This window comes from Litoreibacter albidus (assembly GCF_900107015.1).
Classification (GTDB): Bacteria; Pseudomonadota; Alphaproteobacteria; order Rhodobacterales; family Rhodobacteraceae; genus Litoreibacter; species Litoreibacter albidus.
In genome coordinates, this window is record NZ_FNOI01000001.1 from 592967 (window position 1) to 619504 (window position 26538).

Consider the following 26538-nt stretch of genomic DNA (forward strand, 5'->3'; position numbering starts at 1 on the left):
GAGGGCGTCGCGCTTCCTATGAAGGAGTTGCCATGACCCTGCCGAAATCCCCCTCCCAACGTCTTGACGGCAAACGCGCGCTTGTAACAGGCGCGTCCTCCGGCATCGGGCAGGGCTGTGCAGTTGCCTTGGCGGAGGCGGGGGCGCATGTGGTCTGCGCCGCGCGCGGCGTGGAAAAGCTGCAAGCCACGGTGGACGCGGTGGCGCGGGAAGGCTGGTCGGCAGAGGCCGTGGCCTTGGACATGGGTGACTTGGACGCCTTGGCAACCATGCTGGGCGGGCAAGCCCCCTTTGACGTGGTGGTGAACTCGGCGGGGCTTGCGCGCCACGGACCTGCGTTCGAGACCACGCCGGAAGATTTTGACGCGGCGATGGGTCTGAACCTGCGTGCGGCCTATTTTCTATCCGTGGGCGCAGCCAAGGGAATGCGGGGCAAGGGCGGCTCCATCATTCATATCTCCAGCCAGATGGGTCACGTGGGCGGCGTTGACCGTGCGGTGTACTGCGCGGCCAAACACGGGCTGGAAGGCATGGTAAAGTCCATGGCCATCGAGTGGGGGCGCGAGAACATCCGCATCAACACAATCTGCCCGACATTCATCCGCACACCTTTGACGGCTGGGACATTTGACGATCCGGAACGCGCCGCGTGGATCGCGGATAAAATCAAACTCGGCCGCGTCGGAGAGGTAGAGGACATCATGGGGGCCGTCGCCTATCTGGCGTCCGACGCATCCGCAATGGTCACGGGCACGTCGATGCTGATCGACGGCGGCTGGACCGCAGGGTAGCCACCTTCACGCGTCCTACGTATTGCAAATGAAAAAGGCCGCGCCTCGGTTTAGAGGCGCAGCCTTTCTTTTTACTTGGCTCAGGCGATCTAGCCGATGATCGCGTTCAGCGTCTCGGACGGGCGCATAACGGCAGCGGTTTTGGCCGCGTCCCCGTGGAAGTACCCCCCCAGATCGACGGCTTTGCCTTGGGCCGCTGCAAGCTCGGCGGTGATCTTCGCCTCGTTTTCGGCCAGCGCTGTGGCGATTGGAGCGAAATGCGCCGCCAGTTCCGCGTCACTGGTTTGGGCGGCCAAGGCTTCTGCCCAGTAGCGCGCGAACCAGTAGTGGCTGTCGCGATTATCAGGCTCGCCGACTTTGCGCGATGGGGAGTGGTCGTTGTCCAAGATGCCCTGCGTCGCAGCGTCCACCGCTTCACCCAACACGCGGGCTTTGGCGTTGCCTTTGGCGTCGGCAAGGAACGTCAGGCTTTCACCAAGTGCGCAGAACTCGCCCAAGCTGTCCCAACGCAGGTGGTTTTCTTCCATCAGCTGTTGGACGTGCTTGGGTGCAGAGCCGCCGGCGCCAGTTTCGAACAGGCCGCCGCCGTTCATCAGCTTCACGATGGACAACATCTTGGCCGAGGTTGCCAGTTCCAAGATAGGGAACAGGTCGGTCAGGTAGTCGCGCAGCACGTTGCCGGTGATGGCGATGGTGTTTTCGCCCTTGGTGATTGTCTCCAGCGAGGCGCGGGTGGCTTCGCGTGGGGCCATGATCTCGAACTTATCGGCCACGCCTTTGGCTTCAAGGATCGGTTTCACATAGGCGATCAGCTCCGCATCATGGGCGCGTGACGCATCCAGCCAGAAAATGGCGCGGCAGCCTTCGGCTTTCTGGCGATCGATGGCAAGGTTCACCCAGTCTTCAATCGGCGCCTTGCGCGCAGCGGCGGAGCGCCAGATGTCGCCAGCCTCTACCTTATGGCTGTGCAGGACGGTGCCGTCCTCAAGGATCATCTTCACGGTACCAGCTTCGGCAATCTCGAAGGTGGTCGGGTGGGAGCCGTATTCTTCGGCCTTTTGCGCCATCAGGCCCACGTTTTGCACGGTGCCTGCGGTGGCTGGGTTCAGCTTGCCGTTCTCTTTGAAGAACTTGATGCTCTCGTCATAGACGGGGGCGTAGGAGTTGTCGGGGATCACGCAGTTGGCGTCGGCTTCTTTGCCGTCAGGCCCCCAACCTTTACCGCCTGCGCGGATCAGCGCGGGCATGGAGGCGTCGATGATCACGTCAGACGGGACGTGCAGGTTGGTGATGCCTTTGTCGGAGTCGACCATATACATGGGCGGGCGCGCGGCGATGCAGGCGTCAATGTCGGCCATAATGTCGGCGTTGCCTTCAACGCGCGACAGCAGATCGCCAAGGCCGGAATTCGGGTTCACGCCCAGATCGGCCATGGCCGCGCCGTGCTTCTCAAAGACGGGCGCGAGGAACATTTTGACCGCGTGACCAAAGATGATCGGGTCGGAGACCTTCATCATCGTGGCCTTCATGTGCAGCGAGAACAACGTGCCGTCGGCTTTGGTTTTTTCTATCTCATCGGCCAAGAAGGCGTCCAGCGCGGCGGCGCTCATGAAGGTGGCGTCGACCACGGTGCCTGCGGGATAGCTCACGCCGTCTTTCAAAACGGTTTCGCCAGAGGCGGTTTCCAGCACGATTTTCGCGGTAGCTTCTTTGGCCAGTGTTGCGGACACCTCGTTCGAGAAGAAATCACCACCCGACATGGAGGCCACGCGGGTTTTGCTGTCAGCAGCCCAATCGCCCATGCGGTGCGGGTTGTTTTGCGCAAAGCTTTTGACGGCTTTGGCGGCGCGGCGGTCGGAGTTGCCTTCGCGCAGGACAGGGTTCACGGCGGAGCCTTTGATGCCGTCGTATTTGGCGCGGATCGCTTTTTCCGCGTCAGTGGAGGGGGCTTCTGGGTAGTCGGGCAACGCGTAGCCTTGGGACTGCAGTTCTTTGACGGCAGCGACCAACTGCGGAACCGACGCAGAGATGTTTGGCAGCTTGATCACATTGGCGTCCGGTGTTTTCACCAAACGGCCCAGTTCTGCCAGATCGTCGGACTGGCGCTGGTCCTCGTTCAGATGCTCCGCGAATGTCGCGAGGATGCGGCCTGCAAGGCTGATGTCTTTCGTCCCCACGGACACGCCAGCGGCGGCGGCAAACTTCTGTATGATAGGCAGGAAGGACGCGGAGGCCAGCTCGGGTGCTTCGTCGACTTTGGTGTAGATGATATCAGACATAGGGGAACCTCTTGAGTTGAGTTGGCCGTGTCTTACCGGATGCGAGAGGTGCCGTCTACAGTATGCCGTGGTATACGGTGTTAATAATAGGGGGCGGGGCAATTTGTCCCGCAGCAGATAACGCTGGGGCCGCTGGGCATTGCAGTAGGCGCCGCGACGCTGCTTAGCGGGCTGCTGTGCCGACCTCTCTGAACAGTTGGGCGATGCCAGTCAGGTGCTGCGCCAAAGGGTTCGTGTTGCGCCATACCATGCCGATTGTGCGCGACGGCTGGGGGGCGGGCAGGTGGGACACCGACACGGCGGCGGAGCGCGTCTCAATGCCGACGGCCATGTCAGGGATCAGGGTCACGCCGATCCCTGCGCCAACCATCTGGACCAACGTGGAGAGGGAACTTGCCTCCATCAAATCGCGGGGCCGAGAGGGGGACAGGTTGCAATAAGATATCGCCTGATCGCGAAAGCAGTGCCCTTCCTCGAGCAGCAGCAGCCGCATTTCCCGAAGCATGTCGGAACTGGGCACGGGCTTATCCGCGTCAGCAAGCGGGCGCACCAGCACGAAATCCTCGTCAAATAAGGCCACCTCTGTCAGCGATGGTTCTGACACGGGCAGGGCAACAATCGCCGCGTCTAGGCGGCCATCCAGCAGATCGTGGATCAGTCGCTGTGTGACAGCTTCGCGCGGGTGCGGGTCCAGATCGGGGTGGTGTTGGGCCAGCCGTTTTACGAAGGCGGGCAGAAGGTAGGGCGCAATCGTAGGTATGATCCCGATGCGGAAGGGGCCGGACAGATCATCGCGGGAGGCGCGCGCAAGATCGCCCAATTCATCAACGGAGCGCAGCACCTCACGGGCGCGGGCGGCGAATTCTTCGCCCAACCGCGTCAGGCGGATCTGGCGGGCGCTGCGTTCAATCAACGGTGCGCCAAGAAGACGCTCCAGCTCTTTCATCTGAACGGAGAGTGCGGGCTGCGAGATAAAGCATACATCTGCGGCCCTGCCAAAGTGCTGGTGATGCGCGAGCGCCTCGAAATATCGCAGGTGTTTTAGGGTGATCTGACTCATAGGGTCAGATTATAGATACTATTAGAAAATACAAATTTTAACTATCGAAACCGCTGCCTATAACGGTCTCGGAATATATGTGCATCTTTGGGATTCTTAGCCACCTGGCGGGGCCTGAGGCGACACATCGGACACATAGAGCAAGCGGAGAAAGTTATGAACGCGAACAATGCAAGCGGTGCGGGTAAATGCCCGGTGATGCACGGGTCTCACACGGCCACAGACACCTCGGTGACGGATTGGTGGCCGAAGACGCTCAACCTCGACATTTTGCACCAGCACGACACGAAAACGAACCCGATGGGCGCGGATTTCGATTACCGCGAAGAGGTCAAAACCCTTGACCACGCCGCGCTGAAAAAAGACCTGCGCGCGTTCATGACCGATAGCCAGGATTGGTGGCCTGCGGACTGGGGCCATTACGGTGGCTTGATGATCCGTATGTCGTGGCACGCGGCTGGCACCTACCGTCTGGAAGACGGTCGCGGTGGCGGCGCAACGGGGAACCAGCGCTTTGCGCCGCTGAACTCTTGGCCGGATAACGTGAACCTTGATAAGGCGCGTCGCTTGCTGTGGCCGATCAAGAAGAAATACGGCAACAAGCTGAGCTGGGCCGACCTTCTGGTTCTGGCGGGCACAGTGGCTTATGAAGATATGGGGCTGAAAACCTACGGCTTCGCCTACGGTCGCACCGACATCTGGGCACCGGAGAAAGACATCTACTGGGGCGCAGAGAACGAGTGGCTTGCCCCAAGCGATGAGCGCTATGACGATGTCGACGATCCGTCGACCATGGAAAACCCGCTGGCTGCCGTGCAAATGGGGCTCATCTACGTGAACCCTGAAGGCGTGAACGGCAACCCTGACCCGTTGAAAACCGCGTTGCACGTTCGTGAAACCTTCGCTCGAATGGCGATGAACGACGAAGAAACCGTGGCGCTGGCGGCAGGCGGCCACACAGTCGGCAAATGCCACGGTAATGGGGATGCGGGCGCATTGACCGACTCCCCCGAGGGGCTGGGCTTTGAGGAGCAGGGCCTTGGCTGGATCAACCCGAATGGCACCGGCAACGGCGGGGACACGGTATCAAGCGGCCTTGAGGGCGCGTGGACGACGAACCCGACAAAGTGGGACAATGGCTACTTCTACCTGTTGTTCACCTATGACTGGGAGTTGACCAAAAGCCCCGCAGGCGCGTGGCAGTGGGAGCCGGTCAACATCAAGGAAGAAGACAAACCTGTCGATTCCGCCGACCCTTCGATCCGCCGCAACCCGATCATGACCGACGCTGATATGGCCATGAAGATGGACCCGATCTACCGCGAGATTGCCGAGAAGTTCTACAAGAACCCCGACTATTTCTCTGAAGTGTTCGCCCGTGCGTGGTTCAAGCTGACGCACCGCGACATGGGGCCGAAGGCTCGCTACATCGGACCGGAAGCACCGCAAGAGGATCTGATCTGGCAGGACCCAATTCCGGCTGGCAACACGGATTACGACGTTGTCGCCGTTAAGGCGAAGATCGCGGCCAGCGGTTTGACAACCAGCGAGTTGGTCTCCACCGCATGGGATAGCGCGCGCACCTACCGTGGCTCTGACATGCGCGGCGGGGTGAACGGTGCACGTATCCGTTTGGCACCGCAAAAGCATTGGGACGGCAACGAGCCTGCCCGTCTGGCGAAAGTGTTGGGCGTGCTGGAAGGCATCGCCGCTGAAACGGGCGCCAGCATTGCTGACGTTATCGTGCTGGCGGGTAACCACGGGGTAGAGCAGGCGGCGAAGGCCGCAGGCTACGACGTCACGGTGCCGTTCGCCGCAGGTCGCGGCGATGCGACCGAAGAGATGACCGACGGCCCATCCTTCGAGCCGCTGGAGCCAATCCATGATGCGTACCGCAACTGGTTGAAGAAAGACTTCGCCGTAAACGCGGAGGAGCTGATGCTCGACCGCACGCAACTGATGGGCCTCACGGCGCATGAGATGACGGTACTGATCGGCGGCATGCGCGTGATCGGCACCAACCACGGTGGCACGCAGCACGGGGTCTTTACCGACCGCGTCGGGGCGCTGACAACGGACTTCTTCGTGAACCTGACCGACATCAACAACACGTGGAAACCGACAGAGGGTGATGTCTACGAAATCCGCGACCGTAAAACGGGCGAGGCCAAGTGGACAGCGACACGGGTTGATCTGGTGTTCGGTTCCAACTCCATCTTGCGGTCTTACGCGGAAGTCTACGCGCAGGATGACAATGGCCAGAAGTTCGTGGACGACTTTGTCGCCGCATGGACCAAGGTGATGAACGCAGACCGTTTCGATCTGGCATAAACTGCCCCATAGTAGCCCGCCGCGCGGCCAATTGGTCGCGCGGCGGATTTGGCGTTAGTGCGCCATAAAGACCGGCGTGTCGCGCTGTTCTGCGAGGCTCGCAGTGGTGCCACCAAACAGGCTTTCGCGCAGGCGTGAATGGCCGTAAGCACCCGCGACCAGCAGGTCCGCGCCCACTTCCGCAACCCGTTCAAGAATGCAGGTGGCCACGTCTTTGCCGCCACTTGGGTGCTGCTCCACCGTGACGCTGCACCCGTGGTGTGTTAGCCACTTCCCGATGTCTGAGCCTGGGTTCTCGCCGTCCGCCATCTCGCTCATGTCGGGATCAAAGCATGCGATGGTGACGGATTTTGCGGCTTTCAGGATCGGCAAAGCCTGCCTTACCGCGCGCGAGGCGGGCAGGCTGGTGTTCCACGCGATCAGCACGTTTTGTGCAGTCAGCGATTTCTGGCCAGCATCATCATTGATAACAACGGGGGCGCCAGCGTTGAACAACAGGCCTTGAAGCACGTTCTTGAAGGTTTGAGGGTCGTCGCGCAGGCTGTTGCAGATAAACGATAAATCGCAAACACGTGCGCGCCATGCGACCAGATCGGATAAGCCCGCAGGCTCCGCATAGGCGGAGGTAACGTCCCCCGACAGGCCTTCGTCGGACAGCATGTCCTCTATCTGGTCAATCTTTGCTTTCAAATCGCTGTTGGTCTGGGTCACGGCAACCTGCCATGTATCGGGCACCACGGGCGTGCTATAGGGCAGCATCCCGACGCCGTAGCTTGGCAGGCGCGGAATTGCGCCGACGGCCAGATAGGCCAGGTGCAGGTTCTTGGCGCGGGCAACGTCTGCGATTGGTTGCAAGGTTTTGTTGGCACAAGATGCGCCGATAACAGTCAAGATCGTTGAGTTTTCCATGTCTTATACCTCGTTTCTGTTTGACGCTGAGTCTATCACATCGCGGCCGCCCTGTATTGAGGCAGCGCAAATCTGGCCCGCCCAGTCGGCGGTATGATGCGCGGTTGGGTGAGTTGGCGTGTTTTCGTAAGCAGAGCGACGTTTGACCTAGATTAAAGTCCGGCATCGCCGATGGCGCTATGCTTGGGCCAGCTCTTTCGCGCTGTGATAGTGCGCTTCGTATTTTGTGGAGGATGACCAGATGATCGAAACCAAGAAATTTACGCCGGAAATTAGCGTGTGCGCGCAGCCCTCGGTCAAAGACATCGCGCTGCTGCACACGTTGGGGTTCAAATCCATTGTATGTAACCGCCCCGACGGGGAGGCCATTGACCAAAGCTTGTATAGCGAGATCGCGCAGACCTGCGCCTATGCTGGTTTAAAAACAGCTTATCTGCCGGTTTCAGCCGACGGGCCAACTGCGAAGGACACGGCGCATATGGCGGAGCTTTTGAAGTCTTTGCCGCCGCCGGTTCTGGCCTACTGCAAGAACGGGGCGAGAAGTGAAGCGCTGGTCAACGCGGTGACTGCCAAGGCGTGAGACTACAAAAGGGCGCACCAAGACGTGGCGCGCCCTCTTTGGGTGTATGCGTGCTGCGGCCTAGTTGCTGTACATGTAGACTGGCAGCCAAGTTGCAATCGCGGGGAAGGCGAAGACCAAGCCAAGGCCGATGATCTGGATCATCATGAATTGCATCATGCCGAGGTAGATGTCTTTCAAATCCCACTCCGGCACCACGCCTTTGAGGAAGTACGCAGACAGTGCCACCGGCGGACTGAGCCATGCTGTCTGTAGGCAGACCGCGACCAGAATGGCGAACCACAGCATGTCGACTTCCAACTCGATCAGGACAGGTGCGAGGATCGGCAGAATGATCAACACGATCGGCACCCACTCCAGCGGCCAGCCCAGCACGAAGACCAAGGCGAGGATCAAGATCACCACAATGGAGGAGGACACATCCAAGTTCAGCAACAGCTCTGTGATCATGGTGGGCGTGCCCAGCCGCGAAAACACCGCGCCAAAGAAGTTGGACGCTGCCACGAGGAACAGAATAAGCACCGATATTTCTAAAGTTTTAATCAATGCGTCGTAGAAGCCTTTGGCCGTGAACTTTCGGTAACCGATGGCCAACAAGATGGAGCCGAAGGCCCCCATGCCCGCGCCCTCTGTCGGGGTCGCGAAGCCGAACAGGATCGAGCCCAAGGCAAAAGCGATGAGGATGGTGGGCGGAACGAAACCCAACATCAGCTCTTTCAGAACCTTACCTTTGTCCGGCTCGATCATGTCTTCGGGCAGGGGCGGGCCAAGTCGTGGGTTAATCCAGCACCGGCCCACCGCGTAGATGAGGTACAAAGCGGCCATCATGATGCCGGGCATGATTGCCGCCGCAAACAGGTCGGTCACTGGGATTTCCAGAACCGGCCCCATGACCACCAGCATGATTGACGGCGGGATCAGGATGCCCAACGTCCCACCAGCCGTGATTGTGCCAGCCGCAAGGCGCACGTCATAGCCGGAGCGGTTCATGGTTTTTGCAGCCATGATGCCAAGGATGGTGACCGACGCGCCGACAATGCCTGTTGCCGCGCCAAAGACCACCGACACAAATAGAACCGCCACGTAAAGTGACCCTTTCATACGGGCCAACAGCATCTGGATGGCCGCGAATAATCGCTCCATCAGGCCGGCTTGCTCCATCATGAAGCCCATGAAGACGAATAACGGGACAGCGGCTAGGGTCTGCTCCATCATGGAGTTGTAGAACTGTAAGGTCATCAGGAAGATGGTCAGTTTTACCCCGATGCCCCATGCGCCAAAGACGACGCCAAGGAAGATCAGCGTGAACGAGATGGGGAAGCCGATGAAGATCGCGAAGAGCATCGCGCCGATCATGAGCAACCCGATTATTTCATTTGAGAATTCCATCAGACGGGCCACTTTCCACGTGTCGCGGCGTACCACGATTTGAGTATTTCAGAGATGCCTTGGATGCACAAAAACAGCACCCCCGTTGTAAGCGCGATTTTGACGGGCCACACGATAGGGGCCCATGTGCTGTCGCCAGCCCGCTCTCCTTGCAAGAAGGACTTCAGCGAGAAGTCGTAACCGGCTTTGAGGAAGAACAGCATCGAAGGCATAAACAGCACGATATAAAGTACTAAATCGACGCGTCCTTGGGTGCGCTCGGTAAAGCCACGGTAGAGAAAGTCCGCACGGATATGCAGCCCGCGCATCAGCGCATAGGCCGCGCCCAGCATGAAGGACACGCCGTATAGAATGCGTGACAGGTCGTAGGCCCACAGGGTGGGCGCGGTGAAGAAGCTGCGTGCCACAACCTCGTAGAACATCCCAAAGATGATCGGGACCACCAGAACGCAGGCGATCCGGCCCTGCCAATTCGAGAAGTTGTCGATTGCATAAATAGCCTTGCGTGCGAACGGATGCATGTCGTCTGGCAGCTGTTTGCCAACGGCACCACCTGCGTCCGCAAGAAGCTCGTCGCCGATGTTCTCGTATTCCGAGAAATCGATCTTGTCTTGATCTTCGTTGATCATGAGAGATCCCCCCTAGGTAGCACTTAAAGTGCCCTAGCTTCAGTGCGTTGGAGTGGGTAATTCATCCTGCCCGCACAGGGAGGTGCGGGCAGGGGGCGTCACATATGCAGTGACAGTTTATTCCGCAGCCAGCTGCGCCGCGTAGGCGCGGCCAAGGTTGGCGTTGGACGTCTGTGCGCCTGCCCAGAACGGGATCGCGGTCCGTGCGAAGTCTTTTTGGGACTGCCACACTTCGGCAAAGAACTCGTTCTCTGCGGCGTTGGTTTCCAAGGCCTTGGCCGCCGCCGCCATGTACTCCGAGAAGTAATCGGCAGGGGTGTCATGCAGTTGCACGCCGTCCTCGTTGATCAACTTGTCCAGCGCGATGCCGTTCTCGTTGATACGGTAGGCCAGCGACTTCATCAAAGACGCGTTGGCGGACACTTCGATGGCTTTTTGCTGCATTGGTGTCAGTGAGTTGAAGACATCTTTGTTGAAGTAAATGTCAGCGTTCACAACGACTTGGTGCAAACCCTGCAGGTAGTAGTGCTTCAACACCTTCTGGAAACCGAAGACGGAGTCAGGCTTCGGGCAGCACCATTCGGCCGCGTCGATTGTGCCCTTTTCCAGGGCAGGCAGGATGTCCCCGCCGCCCATGGCCACGGATGCCACACCGATGTCCTTATAGGTCTGGCCAGGAATGCCCGGAGGTGTGCGGAAGCGGTACTTGCGGAAGTCGGCCATCGTTTCAATCGGCTCTTTGAACCATCCCAAGGCCTCTGGGCCGTTTGGCTGCAACATGAAGCCTTTGACGTTCACGCCCATCTCGTCCCAGAGCTGGTCATAGAGCTCCTTGCCGCCCGCGTTCAGGAACCATGATACGAAGGCAAGGTTGTCCATGCCGACGCCCGCGCCGGCAACAGGGGAGCCGAAGAGCATAGCGGCAGGGTGTTTGCCGGACCAATAGTGCGTCCAAGCGAAACCGCCCTCGATCAGGCCGGCGTCAACAGCATCAAGCGTTTCTTGCACGCCGACCACGGCACCGGCGGGCAAAATTTCGATTTTCACTTCGCCTTCGGTCAGTTCGAGCACGTCTTTGGCGAAGTCGGCCAGCATGACGATTTCGTCAGCGGATGATGGAATAACGGACTGCACGCGAATGACCGTTTCGGCGAAAGCCGCCGAGGTTAGCATCGACAAGCCAAGCGCGCCTGCCGTGATGGATTTCAAGTTCAACATAGGGTCCTCCCTTAGGGTTCAGCCTTCGGTAACGTCGTGGCGGTTCGGGGAAGGCGTCCCGAACCGCATTTTCTTCAACATGTTACCGCATATCTCCTCCAAGATGCGGTGGTTGAAAGCGCGAAGGGCGCTTAATGCCCCTTGCCCATCTGGTACCCCTCAAACCAGCCCATCATGGGGCCAATGCCTGTAGAGGCGTCAAAAACACCGCGGTAGAGCATCTCTCCGGCAACATAGAGCAACACAATTAGACCCAACCAACTAATCCAAGGATAACGCGTCAGCAGTTTCATGATCATTGTCGCGGCGAAGGCCATCAAAATGATGGCAAGTGCCAACCCGAAGATAAGCATATTGGTGTCGCCATCCGCGATCGCGGCAACGGCCAGCACGTTATCAAGCGACATCGACACATCGGCGATGGTGATCGACAGCAAGGCGGCGGCAAGTGTGCGCCGCGGCGGGCCAGTGTAGCCTTGGGTCTCGTCCTCGGCGAGTTCGAGCGCGTGTTCGGCCTGTTCATCCACGTTGTCGCGGATTTCGGTGTAAAGTCGCCAGCACACCCAGAATAGCAAAAGCGAGCCCACAAACAGAATTCCAGGGATGCCCAGCAGCTTGGTCGCGACCACGGCAAAGGCAATCCGCAAGAAGGCGGCAATCACCATGCCGTACAGAATGGCCTTTTTACGCAAATCAGGGGCAAGTCCGGCGGCTGCCATGCCGATGATCAAAGCGTTGTCGCCAGACAAAATTAGGTCGGCGATGACGATTTTGCCAAAATCCAGAAGGGTATCAATCATGCTATGGCGTCCTCGAGTATCATATCAGAAACTTTCTCGCCGATCATGATTGCCGGCGCGTTGGTGTTGCCGCTCACGATGGTCGGCATAATGGAGCAGTCCGCGACCCGCAGACCGGTAATTCCACGCACCCGCAGGCGCGCGTCGACGACGGACATGTCGTCTTGCCCCATCTTGCAGGTTCCGGTTGGATGGTAAATCGTGACAGCGGTGTTTCTGGCCCACTCCAGTGTGCCGTCATAATCGTCGTAGGCCACGTCCCGTCCAGGAGCGAATTCCTCTAGGATATGTTCCTTCAAAGGGCTGAATTCGGCGATGCGCCGCGCCACCTGAATGCCCCTGACGATGGTGCGCTGATCGGTTTGGGTCGCCAGATAATTCGGGTGGATTGCAGGATGATCCCACCAGTTGGCGGATTTGAGCGCCAGATGCCCCGTGCTTTCGGGGCGCAGTTGCAGCACCGACGCGGTGAAGGCGGAAAACTTATGCGGGCCGTCCGCAGGATGCGTGGCGGAAAACGGCTGGATATGGAACTGGATGTCGGGGACATCCATATGTGGCTCGGTCTTGAGGAAGCCAGTCCCGAGGCTGGCGGCCATGGCCATCGGGCCGCTGCGCTTCAGTGCGTATTCAAGCGCGATCATGCCTTGCTTGAAGAAATTCGACACCTCAACGTTGATGGTCGAGAGGTCGGTTTTGAACACAGGGCGGGCTTGCAGGTGGTCTTGCAAGTTCCGGCCCACGCCTTTGAGCTCATGCGCCATCGTGATGCCATGTGTCTTGATCCCGTCCGCGTCGCCGATGCCCGATAACATCAGGATTTGTGGCGACCCAATCGCCCCAGCGGAGAGGATAACCTCGCGCCTCGCGGCGATTTCTGTGTGCGCGCCTTTGATATCAGCCACCACGCCCACGGCTTGCTTGCCGTTGAGGATCAGGCGTTTGGCTTGGGCATGAGTGATAATGGACAGGTTGTGGCGTCCGCGGGCGGGCTTCAGGTAGGCGACGGCAGATGAGCACCTGCGGCCGTTGGCCATGGTGAGTTGAAAGTAACCCACGCCTTCCTGATCGCCGTCGTTGTAGTCTGGGTTCTTCTTGTAACCAGCGGCCTCCGCAGCGTCGATCCACTTGTCGACGACATCGCGCTTTAGCCGTGTGGGGGACACTTTCAGCGGGCCCTCGGTGCCACGCTCTTCCCCTGCGTCGTCGCCCAACCACGTTTCGGCTTTCTTGAAGTAGGGCAGAACCTGATCCCAGTCCCAACCTTGGTTTCCCTGCTGTGCCCACTGGTCGTAGTCTTGGGCCTGTCCCCGCACATACAAAAGCCCGTTGATTGAGGAGGAGCCGCCCAACACCCGTCCGCGCGGCCACGGGATGGAGCGGCCGTTTAGCCCCGGATCACTGTCGGCTTTGTAGCGCCAGTCCGTCTTGGGGTTATCCATCGTTTTGAAATACCCGACGGGGATGTGGATCCACGGATTGCTGTCGCGGCCACCGGCCTCAAGCAGGGCCACGGTGTATTTGCCGCTGGCCGAGAGGCGGTTCGCAATGGCGCATCCGGCAGAGCCTGCACCCACAATGACGTAGTCAAATTCCAAAATTCTGTCTTTCATCAAAAATTGAGACTTTAGGTCTCGTTTTTGTTATGGTGAGCCTACAGCGATTCGAAATCTAGGCAAGTTTTTTCGGGTGGCCCCATATTTTGCGGAGCTGATATGTCTGACACCTCTTCCCAAACCGGCGCCGACGACGCGCGTATTCCGACCAACCTGCGCACGCTTTTGCTGCTCGAAGCCTTGGGGCATAGCGACAAGGCCATGACCCCAACCGAGTTGAACGCGAGCGTGGGGCTGCCCAAGCAAACGGTGCACCGGCTGTGTACTACACTTGAGGCGGAAGGCTTCTTGATGCGCGATGACGACGGCAAAGGATTTCGCGCGGCACGCCGCACGCGGTTGTTGGCCTCGGGCTTGTTACATGCGGGGTGGGCCAACATCGCGCGCCACCAAGTGCTGTCGCAGGTGGCCAGCGCGGTGGAGGAAACCGTGAACTACGTCGTGCCGGAGGAAGCGGGCATGCGGTACTTGGACCGTGTCGATACAAGCTGGTCGTTTCGCATCCAGCTGCCGATTGGCACGAATGTCCCGTTTCACTGCACCGCGTCGGGCAAGGTGTTCATGGCGTCACTCGCCCCCAAAGCGCGACGTGCGTTTGTGAGTTCGATTGAAATGTCGCGCCACACCCGCGCAACCATCACGACGCCGGATGCGCTGATGGAAGAGTTGAAAACGATTTCAAAACAAGGGTTTGCAGAGGACAACGAAGAGTTTCTTGACGGTATGGTTGCCATCGCGGTGCCGGTTTGTGACCTTAAAGGACGCTATGTTTCTTCTTTGGCGGTGCATGGTCCCGCGCAACGTATGAGCATTGCGCAGGCGCGCGAAATGCTGCCCGCGCTACAATCAGCGGCCGTAAAATTGCGCGATGCATTGTTCGTTTAGGGATGTAAAATCACCTTGGGCGACATGACGGCCCCGCCAAGAATATCCGCGAAGGCTTTTGGTCCCTCAGATAGCGGGCGGGCTTCCGTCCAGTCGAGGGTACCCAACCGTCCGTCCGCCATTTCTTTCACGGTGTCGCGGAAGTCTTGCGCTGTATAGGCGTAAGTGCCGAAAAACGTTATTTCCTGTAGGGTTGCGCGGCGAACATCAAGTCCGCCATCGCTGTCACCAAGCCCCACGTGGCAGATTGTGCCGCCTGGCGCGACCAGCTTGGAGGCGGCTTCGCGCGTGCTTTTGTACCCCACACAGTCCACGACCAGCGCGGCTTGGCCGTCCGCAATTTCGCTTGGTGCGCGCACCGGTGTGTCTCCCAGCGTGCGCAGGTGCGCTGCGCGCAAGGGGTTGGCCTCAATCAGTGTTACATCCGTCGCACCAAAAGCCCGCAACGCCAATACGCAACCAAAGCCGATTGCGCCGCCGCCGATGACGACCGTTGGCGCGGTCAGCTCCGCAAAGGGGTGCGCCGCGCACAGCCGGACGGCGTGCCAGCACACGGCCAGCGGCTCCGCCAGTGCGCCTTGATCGAAGCTCAGGGTATCTGGGAGCGCGATTAAATTGCTCTCGGGCATCGTCAACCACTGCGCAAACGCGCCAGCGCGCGGCGGCATGGAGATGATCTGCCGCGTCGGGCACAGGTTGGTGCGGCCACTGCTGCACGCGGCGCATCTGCCGCATGTCACCAGCGGGTTCACCGTGACGCGGCGACCCTCATGCGTACCGGACGCAACCACCCCTGCAGCCTCGTGACCCAGAACCAGCGGGGCGGGGCGTCTGTCGTCGTGGCCCAGATAGGCGTGCATGTCGGATCCGCAAATGCCCACGGACTTCACTTCGATCAGGGCATCGCCATTCCTTGGCGCAGGGCGGGGGATGTCGCGGAACTCCATCGATTTTGCGGCGTTATAGACGAGCGCTTGCATCATGAATGCCCCTATGAAAGTGATCTTGCCCAGCTTCGTAGCAAATGGCGCGGGCAGGCAAGCAGCAACTTACGGGCGTTGCGGAAAAGCGCATCGAACCACTTGCCGTAAGGTGAGGGAAAACCACAACATATGGAAAATGGTCGAATATGTCGGCTTTTCCCCTTGGACAAAACGAACATTTCTGGTTTAAGTTTTAGATAATAATCGAGGCGCAAAAGCGTCCGAAATGTAGAGGCGGAGTAGTAAAGATGGAAGCGATTGAATTCGTTGTTCGCGATCGTGCGGGTAATATTAGGCGTGGAATGCTGGCGCAATCCGAAAGTGCCGACACAATTTTCATTAATAGCGGCGACGATGTTTCCCTGAACCTGCGTAGGTATCAGGTGGCTGGCTATGAGCGGTCCGGCGATACCGTGATCGTCACTTTGGCTGATGGTCGCAAAATCCGCCTTGAAGGGTATTTCGGCGCAGACGCTGATTTGTACATCAGCGCAGACGGCATTCTGACTGAGGTCGATTTGGCTGGCGCGCAAGAAGGCTTGGTTGATGCTGAGTACGCCGAGGCACAGATTTTCGGCAAGTGGAGCCCTGACGATGCGCTCTATTATGTTGGCGGGTCAGAGGTCGACGCGGTCATCGCGGCTGGCGCGGCGGAAGAAGAAACCGCAACCATGCTGGCGGCCCCGATCCTTGCGGGTCTTGGTGGTGCCGGTGCGACGGGTCTTGGCGCGGCTGCCGCTGTTGTAGGTGGCGCTGCGGTAATTGGTGGTGCTGGCGGTGGGGGTGGCGGTGCTGCTGACACGGAAGCACCGGAAGTTTCCTTGGATAGCGGTGTCGTCTCGGTCGATCACGTGTTCGACGCTGAAGATCATGCGGACGGCGTCGAGGTGGGCGGGTCTGGCGAGGCTGGTGTTGCAATCGTTGTGGATATCAACGGCGAGACGCAAGAGACCGTCGTGGGCGAAGATGGCACTTGGCAGGTGGTCTTTGACCCCACACAAGTTCCCGAAGGCGAGTACGACGTGGATGTCACCATCACCGCGACAGACGCGGCTGGCAATGCGACCACAATCACCGATGTGGTGCGGGTTGATACCGTGACAACAGTTGGCGTTGTGGCCATTGACGGTGCGGCCACGGGCTCCGGCGACGTAATCAACGCGGTTGAACATGCGGATGGCGTGACACTGACCGGCACGGGTGAAGTTGGGGCCAATGTGGTCATCACTATTGCCGAGAACGGCGCGACCGCGAACGCGGTTGTGGATGCGGACGGCAACTGGTCGGCTGACTTCACGGCGGATCAGGTCTCCACTGGCGAATACTCGACAACAGTTACTGTCACCAGCACGGACGCCTACGGCAATCAGGCAACCGCAACTGCGCAGATGGTCGTTGATACCTTCACCGAGGTCGCGATCACGGGCAACAATTCCGGCGCAGACGGCATCTACAACGGTGCGGAAGTGGGCAATGCAACCGTGATGAACGGCACCGCGCAACCCGGCTCCAGTGTTGTAGTAACGCTGACGGGTGAGAACGGTCAAACGTTGGGAGCTCAAACGGTTACGGCGACTTCCTCAGGTGAATGGTCCGCTGAATTCGCGGGCGGCACGCTGCCCGGTGGTGAGTATAATGCGACCGTAACGGCTGTGGCGACGGACGCTGCGGGCAACACGGCGACGTCCAGCTCTACCTTCCCAGTGGATACCGTTACCAACGTGGCAATCACGGGTAACAACGCAGGCGCCGACGGTGTTTACAACAACGCGGAGGCCGCAACGGTCGCAGAGTTGAGCGGCACAGCGCAAGCCGGCTCCACAGTTGTGGTCACCCTTGCTGGCCCAACGGGTCAGACCTTGGGCGCGCAGACCGTAACAGCGACATCCGGCGGCACATGGACGGTTCAATACCCCTCGAACACGCTGCCATCAGGTGAGTACGACGTGACGGTTACGGCCGTGGCTACAGATGCATCCGGCAACTCCGAGACAACATCGGCAACGATCCCCGTGGACACGATCACCCATGTGGAGATCACGACCATCGATGGCGACGCGGCGGGCACAGGTGTTATCAACGCGGTTGAGCATGCGGATGGCGTCACTATGTCCGGCACAGGCGAGGCGGGCGGCAACGTCACGGTCGCGGTTGCGGGCGGTGGCACTGCAACAGGCGTGGTCGGCGCGGACGGCACGTGGAACGTCACGTTCCAACCTGCGCAAATTCCTAGCGGAGAGCGCGCGGTTGATGTGTCCGTTTCCATTCGCGATCAGGCTGGCAACACCGATACAGCAACCAGCACGATGCAAATCGACACGCTGACGAATGTTGCAATCACCGGCAACAACACAGGCGCCGACAACGTCATGAACTTGGCCGAAAGCGCCAGCGGCACCGCGCTGACTGGTACGGCCCAGCCGGGCGCATCCGTTGTGGTCTCCATGACCACCGAAGCGGGCGTTGCCTTGGGGAGCCAGACGATCATTGCGAACTTCAACGGCACATGGACGGCGAACTTCTCGGCCAACACGTTGCCGGGCGGTGAGTATAACGTGAATGTCTCCGCAGTGGCGACGGACGGGGCAGGGAACACGGCTTCCACAACTTCGACCTTTGCGGTCGATACTGTGGCAGATGTTTCCGTGAACACCGTCAACGTTGAGGGCGACAACATCATCAACATCGCGGAAGCCAGCGACGGGGTGCAAATCTCGGGCACGGCAGAAGCCAACTCCCGCGTTGAGGTGGATTTCGGCGGCGCGACACGCACTGTCGTGACGGACAGCAACGGCAACTGGCAGGCGGCTTTCGGGCCAAATGACGTGCCAGCAGGCGTGGAGACAACTGTGCCAGTTCGCGCAACCTTCACGGATGCGGCTGGAAACACGGCTGTGGCCAACGGCACGGTTGAGGTCGACACCATCGTGCGCAACCTTGGTGTGAACCAAGTCACAGGCGACGGCGTTGTGGACGCGAGCGAGGCGGCAACCGGCTTCACGCTGACGGGCACAACCGAGGCGGGTGCGCAGGGCGTCATGGTGACGTTCCACAACCTTCCGGCGCGCGCGGCGACAATCCAGCCAAACGGCAGCTGGTCTGTGACCTTCGGCCCGAACGAGATCCCGCAGGGCGAATACACCTCCGAGGTCAAAGTCACGACAATCGACCGCAACGGCAACCCCGACAGCGTCTCGACCCCCGTTACAGTGGACACAGAAGTGCCAGACGCACCGGTTGTGATTTCCTACACCGAATACTTCCGCGGCGATCCAGGCGTGTCTGGCATTGGCACAGAACTGACGGACGATATCGTGGCAATCAGCCAAGTGAGCGAGACCGGTGTTGTCGGCAACGTAAACTACGACACCAATGTGGTGCGCGGCGACGAGCTTCAGTTCTCCTTCAATAACCGCATCCCAGACGGCTCGAACCTTGTGGTGAACGCGGAAGACAGCGTTGGCAACGAAAGCGCGACGCTGCTGGTGTTGGACGACAATGCGGTTGGCACGGTGAACGTGTCGCTGAACGGGCTGCAAAGCTTCAACGTCAGCGCGATTGACCTGTCGATTGTGGCTGAAAGTGAACTCACACTCTCTGAGGCAGACCTTCTGGGGCTGTCTGATGACACCAACGCGCTTCTGATCCACGGTGACAACACCGACACCGTGAATATCGCAGGGGCCAAAAAGACGACACTGACGGAAGAAGTCGATGGTCGCCATTACGATGTCTACACATTGGGCGACGACGGCAGCTTGCTTATCGAAAACCAAATTATAGTAAACTACTAAAAGCGGGCGGGGGCGCAGCCGCAAAGGATGCGCCCTTTCCAACCTCTCGACTAAACAAGAAGGGGCTCCGCATGGGACAGGGTACACGTAACCGCGCAATTTTGCGCATGGTGCTGGCAGGCACTACCGCAGCTTCACTGATGGGCTGCATGGGCAACGAGGCAACACGCGGGGTTTTCTCCGGCGAACGGCCCGTGCTCGGTGGAAAATTCAAGACAACGGGTCGCTTCGCCGAACGCTTTCAGACCGAGCGCGCCGATGACGACCAAAAGACGACGCCGATATTCGGCTTCCTCAAACGCGCGCCGAAGGACGAGGCGGTAACACGAAACACCTCCAGCATTGCGATCGGCGAGAACCTGTCGGGCGCAACAGTGCAACCCCAAGCTGCACTGGCTGGAGGAACTGGCGGTAAGGAAGGGTCGGCCCTGATCGATAGCCTGCTGCGCCGCGAGGCTGTGCTGGACGCGCGGTCGCCTTATGGTACTGTGGCGGGCGCTGTTTTGGCTGCCAACTCCCGCGCGGCGGAGGCGGAGCTGCGCTCTGCCAAGCTACGCGCTGAGGCCGCGTCAAAGAACTGGCTGCCGACGATTGGCCCTGCGCTGACGCTGTCGTCGCTGGGGGAAGTCGTCGCCTCCTTGGTGATTGATCAGGTGTTGTTCGACAACGGCCGCAAGAAAGCTGAACGCAGCTTCGCCAAGTCAGACGTTGAAGTCGCGGCTGTGGCGCTGGCAGAAGATACCAACGACCGCGTCTACTCCGCATTGGAACTATACATCACCGCAGAGCGCGGGCGTGCCCAAGCCGAGGCGGGAAGCCGCGCGGCCAGCCGTTTGGGCGAATTTGCGTGGATCATGGATCAACGCGTGCGGGGCGGTGTCTCGAACCCAGCGGACTTACAGGTGGTGAACCAAAAGCTGGCCGAAGCTGAGAACCAACGCAATTCCGATTTGGAAACAGCACGCACCGCGATTGCCGAACTGAACGCCATGTCGCTGAAACCGCTTGGCGATGTGCGTGGGCTGGCCTCTGTCGCCAACCCCAAGGCGGTTAAGCCGTTGTCAGTGCTGAAGGCGGAAGCCGAACGCGACCGCGATATAGCAGAAGCCACGATCAACCGCGCAGGCTTCCTGCCTGGTGTTTCTGCGCAAGGGACCGTGAGCAAAGGTAGCTCCGGCGCGTCGATCAACGTAGGGGCCGCGAATGGTTTCGGCTTTGGTACCAAAGCCAGCTTGAAAGCAATCGAGGCCACCAAGGAAGCGGCCGGCCGCCGTGTGGCGCAGGCCTCTGAAGACCAATCGCGCAAGATGCGCCGTTTGGAGCAGAACCTGATTTCGCTGAAGCGCCAGCAAAAGCAGGGGCAGGGGCTTTTGGCCTCCGCAAATGACAACCTGTCGCTGTTCGACCGCCAGTATCAGGCGGGGCAACGGCCGGTTATGGACGTCGTGCGCGTCTATGAAACCAAGGTCGCGACGGAACGGGACCAAATCGGCCTGACCTATCAAATCGCATTGGTGGAATTGCAGATTGCGCATCTGATGGGCGCCTTGGTTGATGGTGAGGATATATGAGCACGCCTGTCATCGCCTTTGACATGGCGCGGGCCAAGGCGGCCCAAGCATCGAACACCGCAAAGCTGAAACCTGTCGAGACGCCAACCGCTGTCGCCAATGACCCGGGGCTGCGCGTGCCCATGCCGCAAGCGCCGGAAAAGGCGGGCCGTTTCTCCAAGAAATTGCGCAACCGCGCCGAGTTGGTGTCGGTCTACGCGGGGCTTCTGGGCGTCGATTTGCAACCGTCCGACGTGTTGGACGCGGCGGTTGAAATGCCGCTTGATCAAGGTGGTATCTCGCCGGAGTTGCTGGCCCGCGCTATGAAGACGCTGGGCCTAGTGTGCTCCGTTCGCACAGTGCAACTGCGGGCCGATCTGTGGCCCGCGCTGGTTGAGATGAAGACCGGACAGCTGGTTCTGGTGCTGGAGCAGCACGAGCAGACGCTGACGATCTTTGACGATACCATAGGTGACCGGCGTACCGAAGTGCCGCTGCCCGAATTCGCGAAAGTGTTTTCCGGAAAGGTGCTGAAGGCGGAAAGCTCCATGCGTCAGGTGGAGGAAAAGCACCGCCTTGCCGCCAAGCCGACCCATTGGTTCTGGGGTGAATTTCCAAAGTACAAACGCCACTTGGTTGAGATCACCGCAGGCTCCTTCGTGGCCAACATCTTGGCCGTGGCCGTGGCACTGTTTTCCTTGCAGGTCTATGACCGCGTGATCCCGCATCAGTCGCACGCCACGCTTTGGGTGCTGGCCATCGGCGCCATGGGCGCATTGACGTTGGAGGCCTTCTTGAAGATCGCGCGCGCGCGGATGATGGACGGCGCGGGCCGCAAGATCGAACTGGCCGTGCAACAAACCCTGATGAGCCGCCTGTTGGGCATGCGCGCGGGCACCCCCGGTGCGACGCCTTCCGGTACGTTTTCTGCCATGCGCGAATTCTCTTCAATCCGCGAGTTTTTCACCGCCTCCACCATAGGCTCCCTAACAGATGTGCCGTTTATCTTCTTGTTTTTGCTGCTTGTTGGCTCCATCGCGGGCAATCTGGTGTGGGTCTTGGTTTTGGGCGGCATCTTGATGCTGTTGCCGGGGTTCTTCTTGCAAAAGCGCATGATGAAACTGACGGAAGAAACTCAAGGCGCATCGGTCAAAGCGAACCGCTTGCTGCATGAGGCCATCTACGAGGCCGACACCGTCAAATCGCATCGCGGCGAGGAGCGGTTTGCGCGTTTGTGGAGCGAGCTCAACGCATTGTCCGCGTTGAAATCATCGGAGCAACGCCGCTTGGCCTCCGCTCTGACGTTCTGGTCGCAGGGTGTGCAGCAGGCCACCTATGTGGGCGCGGTCGTACTGGGGACGTTCCTTGTTTTTGCGGGGGAATTCACCGTGGGCTCCATCATCGCGGTGGGCATTCTGACGTCACGCACCCTTGCGCCGCTGACCCAACTGGCGGGCACTATGGCGCGGTGGTCGAATGTGAAAACCGCACTGGTGGGCCTTGATGCAGTTGTTGAAAGCCCGCAGGATTATGACCCTGAACGCAGCTACTTGCGCCGCGAACGCATCACCGGACGGTTCGAGTTGCGCGATGTTATTCACCGCTACGACGAAGACGCGGCACCTGTGCTGGACCTTGGCGGCTTCGCCATTCCAGCGGGGCAGCATGTGGCAATTCTGGGGGCGAACGGCTCTGGCAAATCAACGCTGATCAAGCTGTTGTCGGGCCTATACGCGCCCGACAAAGGCCGTGTGCTGATCGACGGCATCGACATGGGGCAAATTCACCCCAAAGACCTGCGCCGCGGTGTTGGATACCTGAGCCAAGAGGTGCGCTTGTTCGCGGGCTCGCTGCGCGAAAACTTGAACCTCTCCGGTCTGGAACGCGATGATGCACGGCTTCTTGCAGCACTCGATTTTGCGGGTTTGGGTCGCTATGTGCGCGAACACGCCAAAGGGCTGGATTTGCCAATTCACGATGGCGGCGCGGGGCTTTCTATCGGTCAGCGCCAGTCCATCGGCTGGGCGCGGTTGTGGCTGCAAGACCCGTCGGTTGTACTGTTGGACGAGCCTACTGCATCGCTGGATCAATCGCTGGAAACTGCGCTGGTAGGCCACCTGCAAGGTTGGTTGAAAGGGCGTACTGCCGTGATCGCAACGCACCGCATGCCTATCCTTGCGCTGACTGAACGCGTGATGATCCTGAAGGGCGGTAAGCTGTCCGTGGATGGCCCGCGTGAGCAGGTTCTGGATCACCTGAAGAAGACCAAAGCAAGCGCGCAAGGCGGCGTTCAGATTAACCCGCCGAAAGGGGGCAAGTAATGGCCACGATTGATGCAGCATTTGACGATGATCTGCGCGGCCCGTCTTGGGTTATCCGGATTATCGGGTTAACGGTTTTGGCGTTTATCGTTTGGGCCTCCTTCGCGTGGGTTGATGAGATCGTGCGCTCGGAGGGGGAGTTCGTGTCCTCCTCGCGCCCGCAGATTATCCAGAACTTTGAGGGCGGCATCCTGTCGGAGCTTTTGGTGGCCGAGGGCGATACCGTGAACCCCGGCGACGTACTGGCGCGCCTGTCGGTGACCAATTTCAAAACCTCTGTAGATGATCTCCAAGACCAGATCGACGCATTGGAAATCCGCCGCATGCGGCTGGAGGCGGAGCTTGCGGGGCAGTTCGATTTCTTCGTGGACAGCGCGTTGGAAGCCCGCCAGCCAGAGATTGTGGCATCTGAGCGTGCGTTGTTGAACGCCCGCCAAACCGACTTCGAAGGGCGCACCGACGGCGCCCGTGCGATTTTGAAAGAAACGCGCCGCGAGGCCGCGTTGATGGAAGATTTGCTGCAACAAAAGATCGTGTCACTCGTCGAGGCGACACGCGCCCGCAAGGCCAACACCGACGCCGAAGTGAAATACAAAGAGATCGTCTCGAAGGCAGAGTTGGAACGTGCGTCGGCTTACTCCGATACTCTCAAGGAATTGGCAACCTTGCGCCAAAACATGAAGCTGAGCCAAGACCAGCTGGCACGCACCGTAATCCGCTCCCCGATGAAGGGCATCGTGAACAACGTGGCAATCTCCACCATCGGCGGGGTCGTCCGTCCGGGGGAGGAGATATTTCAGATCATTCCCATGGGCGAAGAATTGTTCGTGGAGGCAAAGGTGAAACCGAAAGACATCGCCAGCCTACGGGCGGGGCAGGACGCCACCGTGAAGCTGTCGGCCTATGACTACACGATCTACGGCACGTTGGCGGGTAAGGTGCAGGTGATCTCTGCCGACACGTTCAAGGACGAGCGTGTGGCGGACGGTGACCCGCATTACAAGGTGCTGTTGTCGGTCGATATGGCAAATTTGTCGCCGCGTCAGAAGTCGGTAGAAATTAGACCGGGCATGTTGGCGCAAGTAGAACTGCACACTGGCGAGAAAACGATTTTGCAGTATCTGACCAAGCCGCTCTATAAATCCCGTGAGGCTTTCCGCGAGCCGTAAGGCCAGCCGTTAACGCCTGATAAATATCTGGACATCGGCCACATTGGTGCCGGTGCCCCCCGTCATCAAAAGATCACCGGAGGCCTCTAGCGCCGCGTAGGCGTCGTTGTTGTCCAATCGGGCCTTAGCGTCGATTCCCGCCGCCGTCATGCGGGCCGCGCTGTTCGTGTCCACAAGGCCACCTGCCGCGTCGGTGGGGCCATCGCGGCCGTCCGTGCCGCCAGATAAAAATACCCATTCGCCTGCGATCTTTTCCTGACTGATGCGCAGGGCAAGATCTTGGTTGCGGCCGCCTTTCCCGTCTCCTGTCAGCGTCACGGTGGTTTCGCCACCAAATAACAGAACGGCGGGCGCATCTTCTGGAAGTGCGCGAAAGATCTCGGCCAGATTTGGTGCGACGTCGGCCACATTGCCTTCCAGCCTGTCGTTGATGATTTGCGCCTCAGGGCAGGCGGCGCGCATGGCGTCTAGGCTTTGGCGGTTGGACGCGACCAAGTGGTTCTCCGCTGGCGGGCGTGGAGTTTCGGGGGCGTCGTGTTCCAGATGTGCTTGCACGCTAGCGGGCATGTCGTCCCAGATATTGGCGCGCTCCAGCAACGCCTTGGCACTGGCACGGGTGCCGATTGGCGCGACGGTCGGGCCGGAAGCGATGGCACGCAGATCGTCGCCGACCACGTCGGACAGGATATAGGCAGTGACGGGGGCGGGAGCCGCCGTCGCCAGCAAGCCGCCACCTTTCAGGCGCGATATCTGTTGGCGGATGTGGTTCATGTCGTTGATGTCGAGGCCGGAGCCTAGCAACACACTGTTAACCCGCGCTTTTTCAGCGAGGGTGATCCCCCTCGCAGGGGCGGGCAACAAGGCGGAGCCACCGCCGGAGATTAACGCGATCACGCGATCTCGTTGTGTTGTGCCCGACAGCATCGCCTCCAACGCCAAGGCGGCGCGTTCCCCAGCCTCATCAGGGACGGGGTGGCTGGACTGTAAAACGCGCGCACCCTCGACAGGTGCTGCGTTCTCTGGATTGGTGACGACCAGCGCCTCCACCTGCGTTTCCGCGTCCACTTGTGCCAAGGCCGCACGCATCATAGGGACGGCGGCCTTGCCCACAGCGATAAGAAAAAGTGTGCCCTCGGCGCGGAGCGGTCCCTGTTTGAGCGCGCGCGTCACCGCACGCGCAGGGTCGGCCGCCTCGATTGCAGCTTGAAAGAGGGCGGTGGCCTCGGCGCGCATGCCGGTCATTTTTGTCATCATGTTTCTCTAAATTATGTTTTGAATGAGCTAGTTGTGTTTCTTTTTTAATGTATTTTTGCGCGGATTTAGGTGCTTCAAGGGCAAGCAGCAAACGGCGTTTCATCTAAGAAGCTGCGTGCACGCGGCTAAGTCAATACGGTGCCCGTGCGTAATAGCGAATGGCGCAGCCGCGCGACTTGAAGTATCAGATCGACACCCCAAGTTAGCGGGACAAGGGATCAAGGCGAGATGCGCTTGCACCCGTTTTTCTCCGCAACTAACCTCGCATTCATATTTACCGATTATGAAGCGCTTAAAAGCAGAAGGCAGGCAGGCATGTACGATCCAGTCGAAACCTATATGAATCTCGTCCCGATGGTGGTCGAACAAACGAGCCGTGGCGAACGCGCCTATGATATTTTCTCGCGCCTGCTGAAGGAGCGGATCATTTTCATCAACGGCCCGATCCACGACGGAATGTCCCACCTTGTCGTGGCGCAGCTGTTGCACCTTGAGGCGGAAAACCCCTCCAAGGAAATCAGCATTTACATCAATTCGCCTGGTGGCGTGGTGACCTCTGGCCTGTCGATTTACGACACCATGCAGTACATCAAGCCGAAGGTTTCCACGCTGTGCATCGGTCAAGCGGCGTCCATGGGCTCCGTGCTGTTGGCTGGCGGGGAAAAGGGGATGCGTTTCTCCCTCCCGAATTCGCGGATCATGGTTCACCAGCCCTCCGGCGGGTACCAAGGCCAAGCGTCTGACATCATGATTCATGCGGCCGAGACCCAAAAGCTCAAAGATCGTCTTTATGACATCTACGTGAAGCACACCGGCCAGACCAAGAAAGCCGTTGAAAAGGCGCTGGATCGTGACAACTTCATGTCCCCTGAAGAGGCCAAAGACTGGGGTCACATCGACGAAATCGTCGAGAATCGCGTCAAAGGCGACGAGGACAAATAATCCGAAACTGCGCCTTGTTTCTTTGAGCGGGGCAGGGC

19 protein-coding genes are annotated in these 26538 nt (G+C 59.4%); 9 read left to right on the forward strand and 10 right to left on the reverse strand.

The window, feature by feature from the left end:
* Window positions 1-32 precede the first annotated feature (32 nt).
* Window positions 33-791, forward strand: coding sequence for an SDR family NAD(P)-dependent oxidoreductase (locus BLW66_RS02950; RefSeq protein ID WP_089944783.1), 759 nt, complete (start codon window positions 33-35; stop codon window positions 789-791).
* A gap of 89 nt (window positions 792-880) precedes the next feature.
* On the opposite strand, the gene BLW66_RS02955 is transcribed toward BLW66_RS02950, so the two are convergent.
* Both BLW66_RS02955 and BLW66_RS02960 read right to left on the reverse strand, forming a co-directional pair.
* Window positions 881-3070 (reverse strand): NADP-dependent isocitrate dehydrogenase, encoded by a 2190-nt coding sequence (locus tag BLW66_RS02955; RefSeq protein ID WP_089944787.1) that lies wholly within the window; start codon window positions 3068-3070, stop codon window positions 881-883.
* A 163-nt stretch (window positions 3071-3233) separates the two neighbouring features.
* The gene (locus tag BLW66_RS02960; protein WP_089944791.1) at window positions 3234-4130 is read right to left on the reverse strand and encodes a LysR substrate-binding domain-containing protein; all 897 of its coding nucleotides are present in this window, start codon (window positions 4128-4130) and stop codon (window positions 3234-3236) included.
* A gap of 156 nt (window positions 4131-4286) precedes the next feature.
* On the opposite strand from BLW66_RS02960, the gene katG reads away from it, so the two are divergent.
* Window positions 4287-6461 carry a catalase/peroxidase HPI gene (gene katG / locus BLW66_RS02965; protein WP_089944794.1) on the forward strand — a complete coding sequence of 725 codons (2175 nt, stop codon included), beginning with the start codon at window positions 4287-4289 and terminating at the stop codon, window positions 6459-6461.
* A 54-nt stretch (window positions 6462-6515) separates the two neighbouring features.
* Here katG and BLW66_RS02970 read toward each other — a convergent pair whose 3' ends face one another.
* Window positions 6516-7370 carry a universal stress protein gene (locus BLW66_RS02970; protein WP_089944798.1) on the reverse strand — a complete coding sequence of 285 codons (855 nt, stop codon included), beginning with the start codon at window positions 7368-7370 and terminating at the stop codon, window positions 6516-6518.
* Window positions 7371-7611: 241 nt separating this feature from the next.
* Here BLW66_RS02970 and BLW66_RS02975 point away from each other — a divergent pair, with 241 nt between their 5' ends.
* Window positions 7612-7950, forward strand: coding sequence for a protein tyrosine phosphatase family protein (locus tag BLW66_RS02975; protein ID WP_089944801.1), 339 nt, complete (start codon window positions 7612-7614; stop codon window positions 7948-7950).
* A gap of 60 nt (window positions 7951-8010) precedes the next feature.
* Here BLW66_RS02975 and BLW66_RS02980 read toward each other — a convergent pair whose 3' ends face one another.
* The 5 genes from BLW66_RS02980 to BLW66_RS03000 all read right to left on the reverse strand — a co-directional run bounded on the left by BLW66_RS02980 (window position 8011) and on the right by BLW66_RS03000 (window position 13599).
* A complete protein-coding gene (locus BLW66_RS02980) occupies window positions 8011-9375 on the reverse strand; it encodes a TRAP transporter large permease (protein WP_244508536.1) in 1365 nt (454 codons plus the stop codon).
* Entirely contained in the window at window positions 9339-9968 is a 630-nt protein-coding gene (locus tag BLW66_RS18050; protein ID WP_089944807.1) for a TRAP transporter small permease subunit, read from the reverse strand. The genes BLW66_RS02980 and BLW66_RS18050 overlap by 37 nt, the downstream gene beginning before the upstream one ends.
* Before the next feature lie 117 nt (window positions 9969-10085).
* Window positions 10086-11186, reverse strand: coding sequence for a TRAP transporter substrate-binding protein (locus BLW66_RS02990; RefSeq protein ID WP_089944810.1), 1101 nt, complete (start codon window positions 11184-11186; stop codon window positions 10086-10088).
* Between the two features lie 131 nt (window positions 11187-11317).
* Window positions 11318-11986, reverse strand: a complete 669-nt coding sequence (locus BLW66_RS02995) for a TerC family protein (RefSeq protein WP_089944813.1) — start codon at window positions 11984-11986, stop codon at window positions 11318-11320.
* On the reverse strand, window positions 11983-13599 hold the full coding sequence (locus BLW66_RS03000; RefSeq protein ID WP_244508537.1) for a GMC family oxidoreductase: 1617 nt from the start codon (window positions 13597-13599) through the stop codon (window positions 11983-11985). The genes BLW66_RS02995 and BLW66_RS03000 overlap by 4 nt, the downstream gene beginning before the upstream one ends.
* 102 nt (window positions 13600-13701) lie before the next feature.
* Here BLW66_RS03000 and BLW66_RS03005 point away from each other — a divergent pair, with 102 nt between their 5' ends.
* Window positions 13702-14487: an IclR family transcriptional regulator gene (locus BLW66_RS03005; RefSeq protein ID WP_089944816.1), complete on the forward strand. Its 786-nt coding sequence runs from the start codon at window positions 13702-13704 to the stop codon at window positions 14485-14487.
* Here the strand turns inward: BLW66_RS03005 and BLW66_RS03010 are convergent.
* Complete coding sequence (locus BLW66_RS03010; RefSeq protein ID WP_089945653.1) at window positions 14484-15467, reverse strand: zinc-dependent alcohol dehydrogenase; 984 nt, start codon at window positions 15465-15467, stop codon at window positions 14484-14486. The two genes, BLW66_RS03005 and BLW66_RS03010, sit on opposite strands and share 4 nt — an antisense overlap.
* A 251-nt stretch (window positions 15468-15718) precedes the next feature.
* Between BLW66_RS03010 and BLW66_RS03015 the strand changes: the two genes are divergently transcribed.
* From BLW66_RS03015 to BLW66_RS03030, 4 genes are all read left to right on the forward strand, one after another.
* Window positions 15719-19264 (forward strand): Ig-like domain-containing protein, encoded by a 3546-nt coding sequence (locus BLW66_RS03015; RefSeq protein WP_139254513.1) that lies wholly within the window; start codon window positions 15719-15721, stop codon window positions 19262-19264.
* Window positions 19265-19335: 71 nt separating this feature from the next.
* Window positions 19336-20835, forward strand: coding sequence for a TolC family protein (locus tag BLW66_RS03020; protein ID WP_089944822.1), 1500 nt, complete (start codon window positions 19336-19338; stop codon window positions 20833-20835).
* Window positions 20832-23135, forward strand: a complete 2304-nt coding sequence (locus BLW66_RS03025) for an ATP-binding cassette domain-containing protein (RefSeq protein WP_089944825.1) — start codon at window positions 20832-20834, stop codon at window positions 23133-23135. Before BLW66_RS03020 ends, BLW66_RS03025 begins: the two co-directional genes overlap by 4 nt.
* Window positions 23135-24304 (forward strand): beta-barrel domain-containing protein, encoded by a 1170-nt coding sequence (locus tag BLW66_RS03030; protein WP_089944828.1) that lies wholly within the window; start codon window positions 23135-23137, stop codon window positions 24302-24304. The genes BLW66_RS03025 and BLW66_RS03030 overlap by 1 nt, the downstream gene beginning before the upstream one ends.
* Before the next feature lie 9 nt (window positions 24305-24313).
* Here the strand turns inward: BLW66_RS03030 and BLW66_RS03035 are convergent, their stop codons facing one another.
* Window positions 24314-25555 carry a glycerate kinase type-2 family protein gene (locus BLW66_RS03035; protein ID WP_342027810.1) on the reverse strand — a complete coding sequence of 414 codons (1242 nt, stop codon included), beginning with the start codon at window positions 25553-25555 and terminating at the stop codon, window positions 24314-24316.
* Between the two features lie 318 nt (window positions 25556-25873).
* Between BLW66_RS03035 and BLW66_RS03040 the strand changes: the two genes are divergently transcribed.
* A complete protein-coding gene (locus tag BLW66_RS03040; RefSeq protein WP_089945656.1) occupies window positions 25874-26500 on the forward strand; it encodes an ATP-dependent Clp protease proteolytic subunit in 627 nt (208 codons plus the stop codon).
* Window positions 26501-26538: the final 38 nt, after the last annotated feature.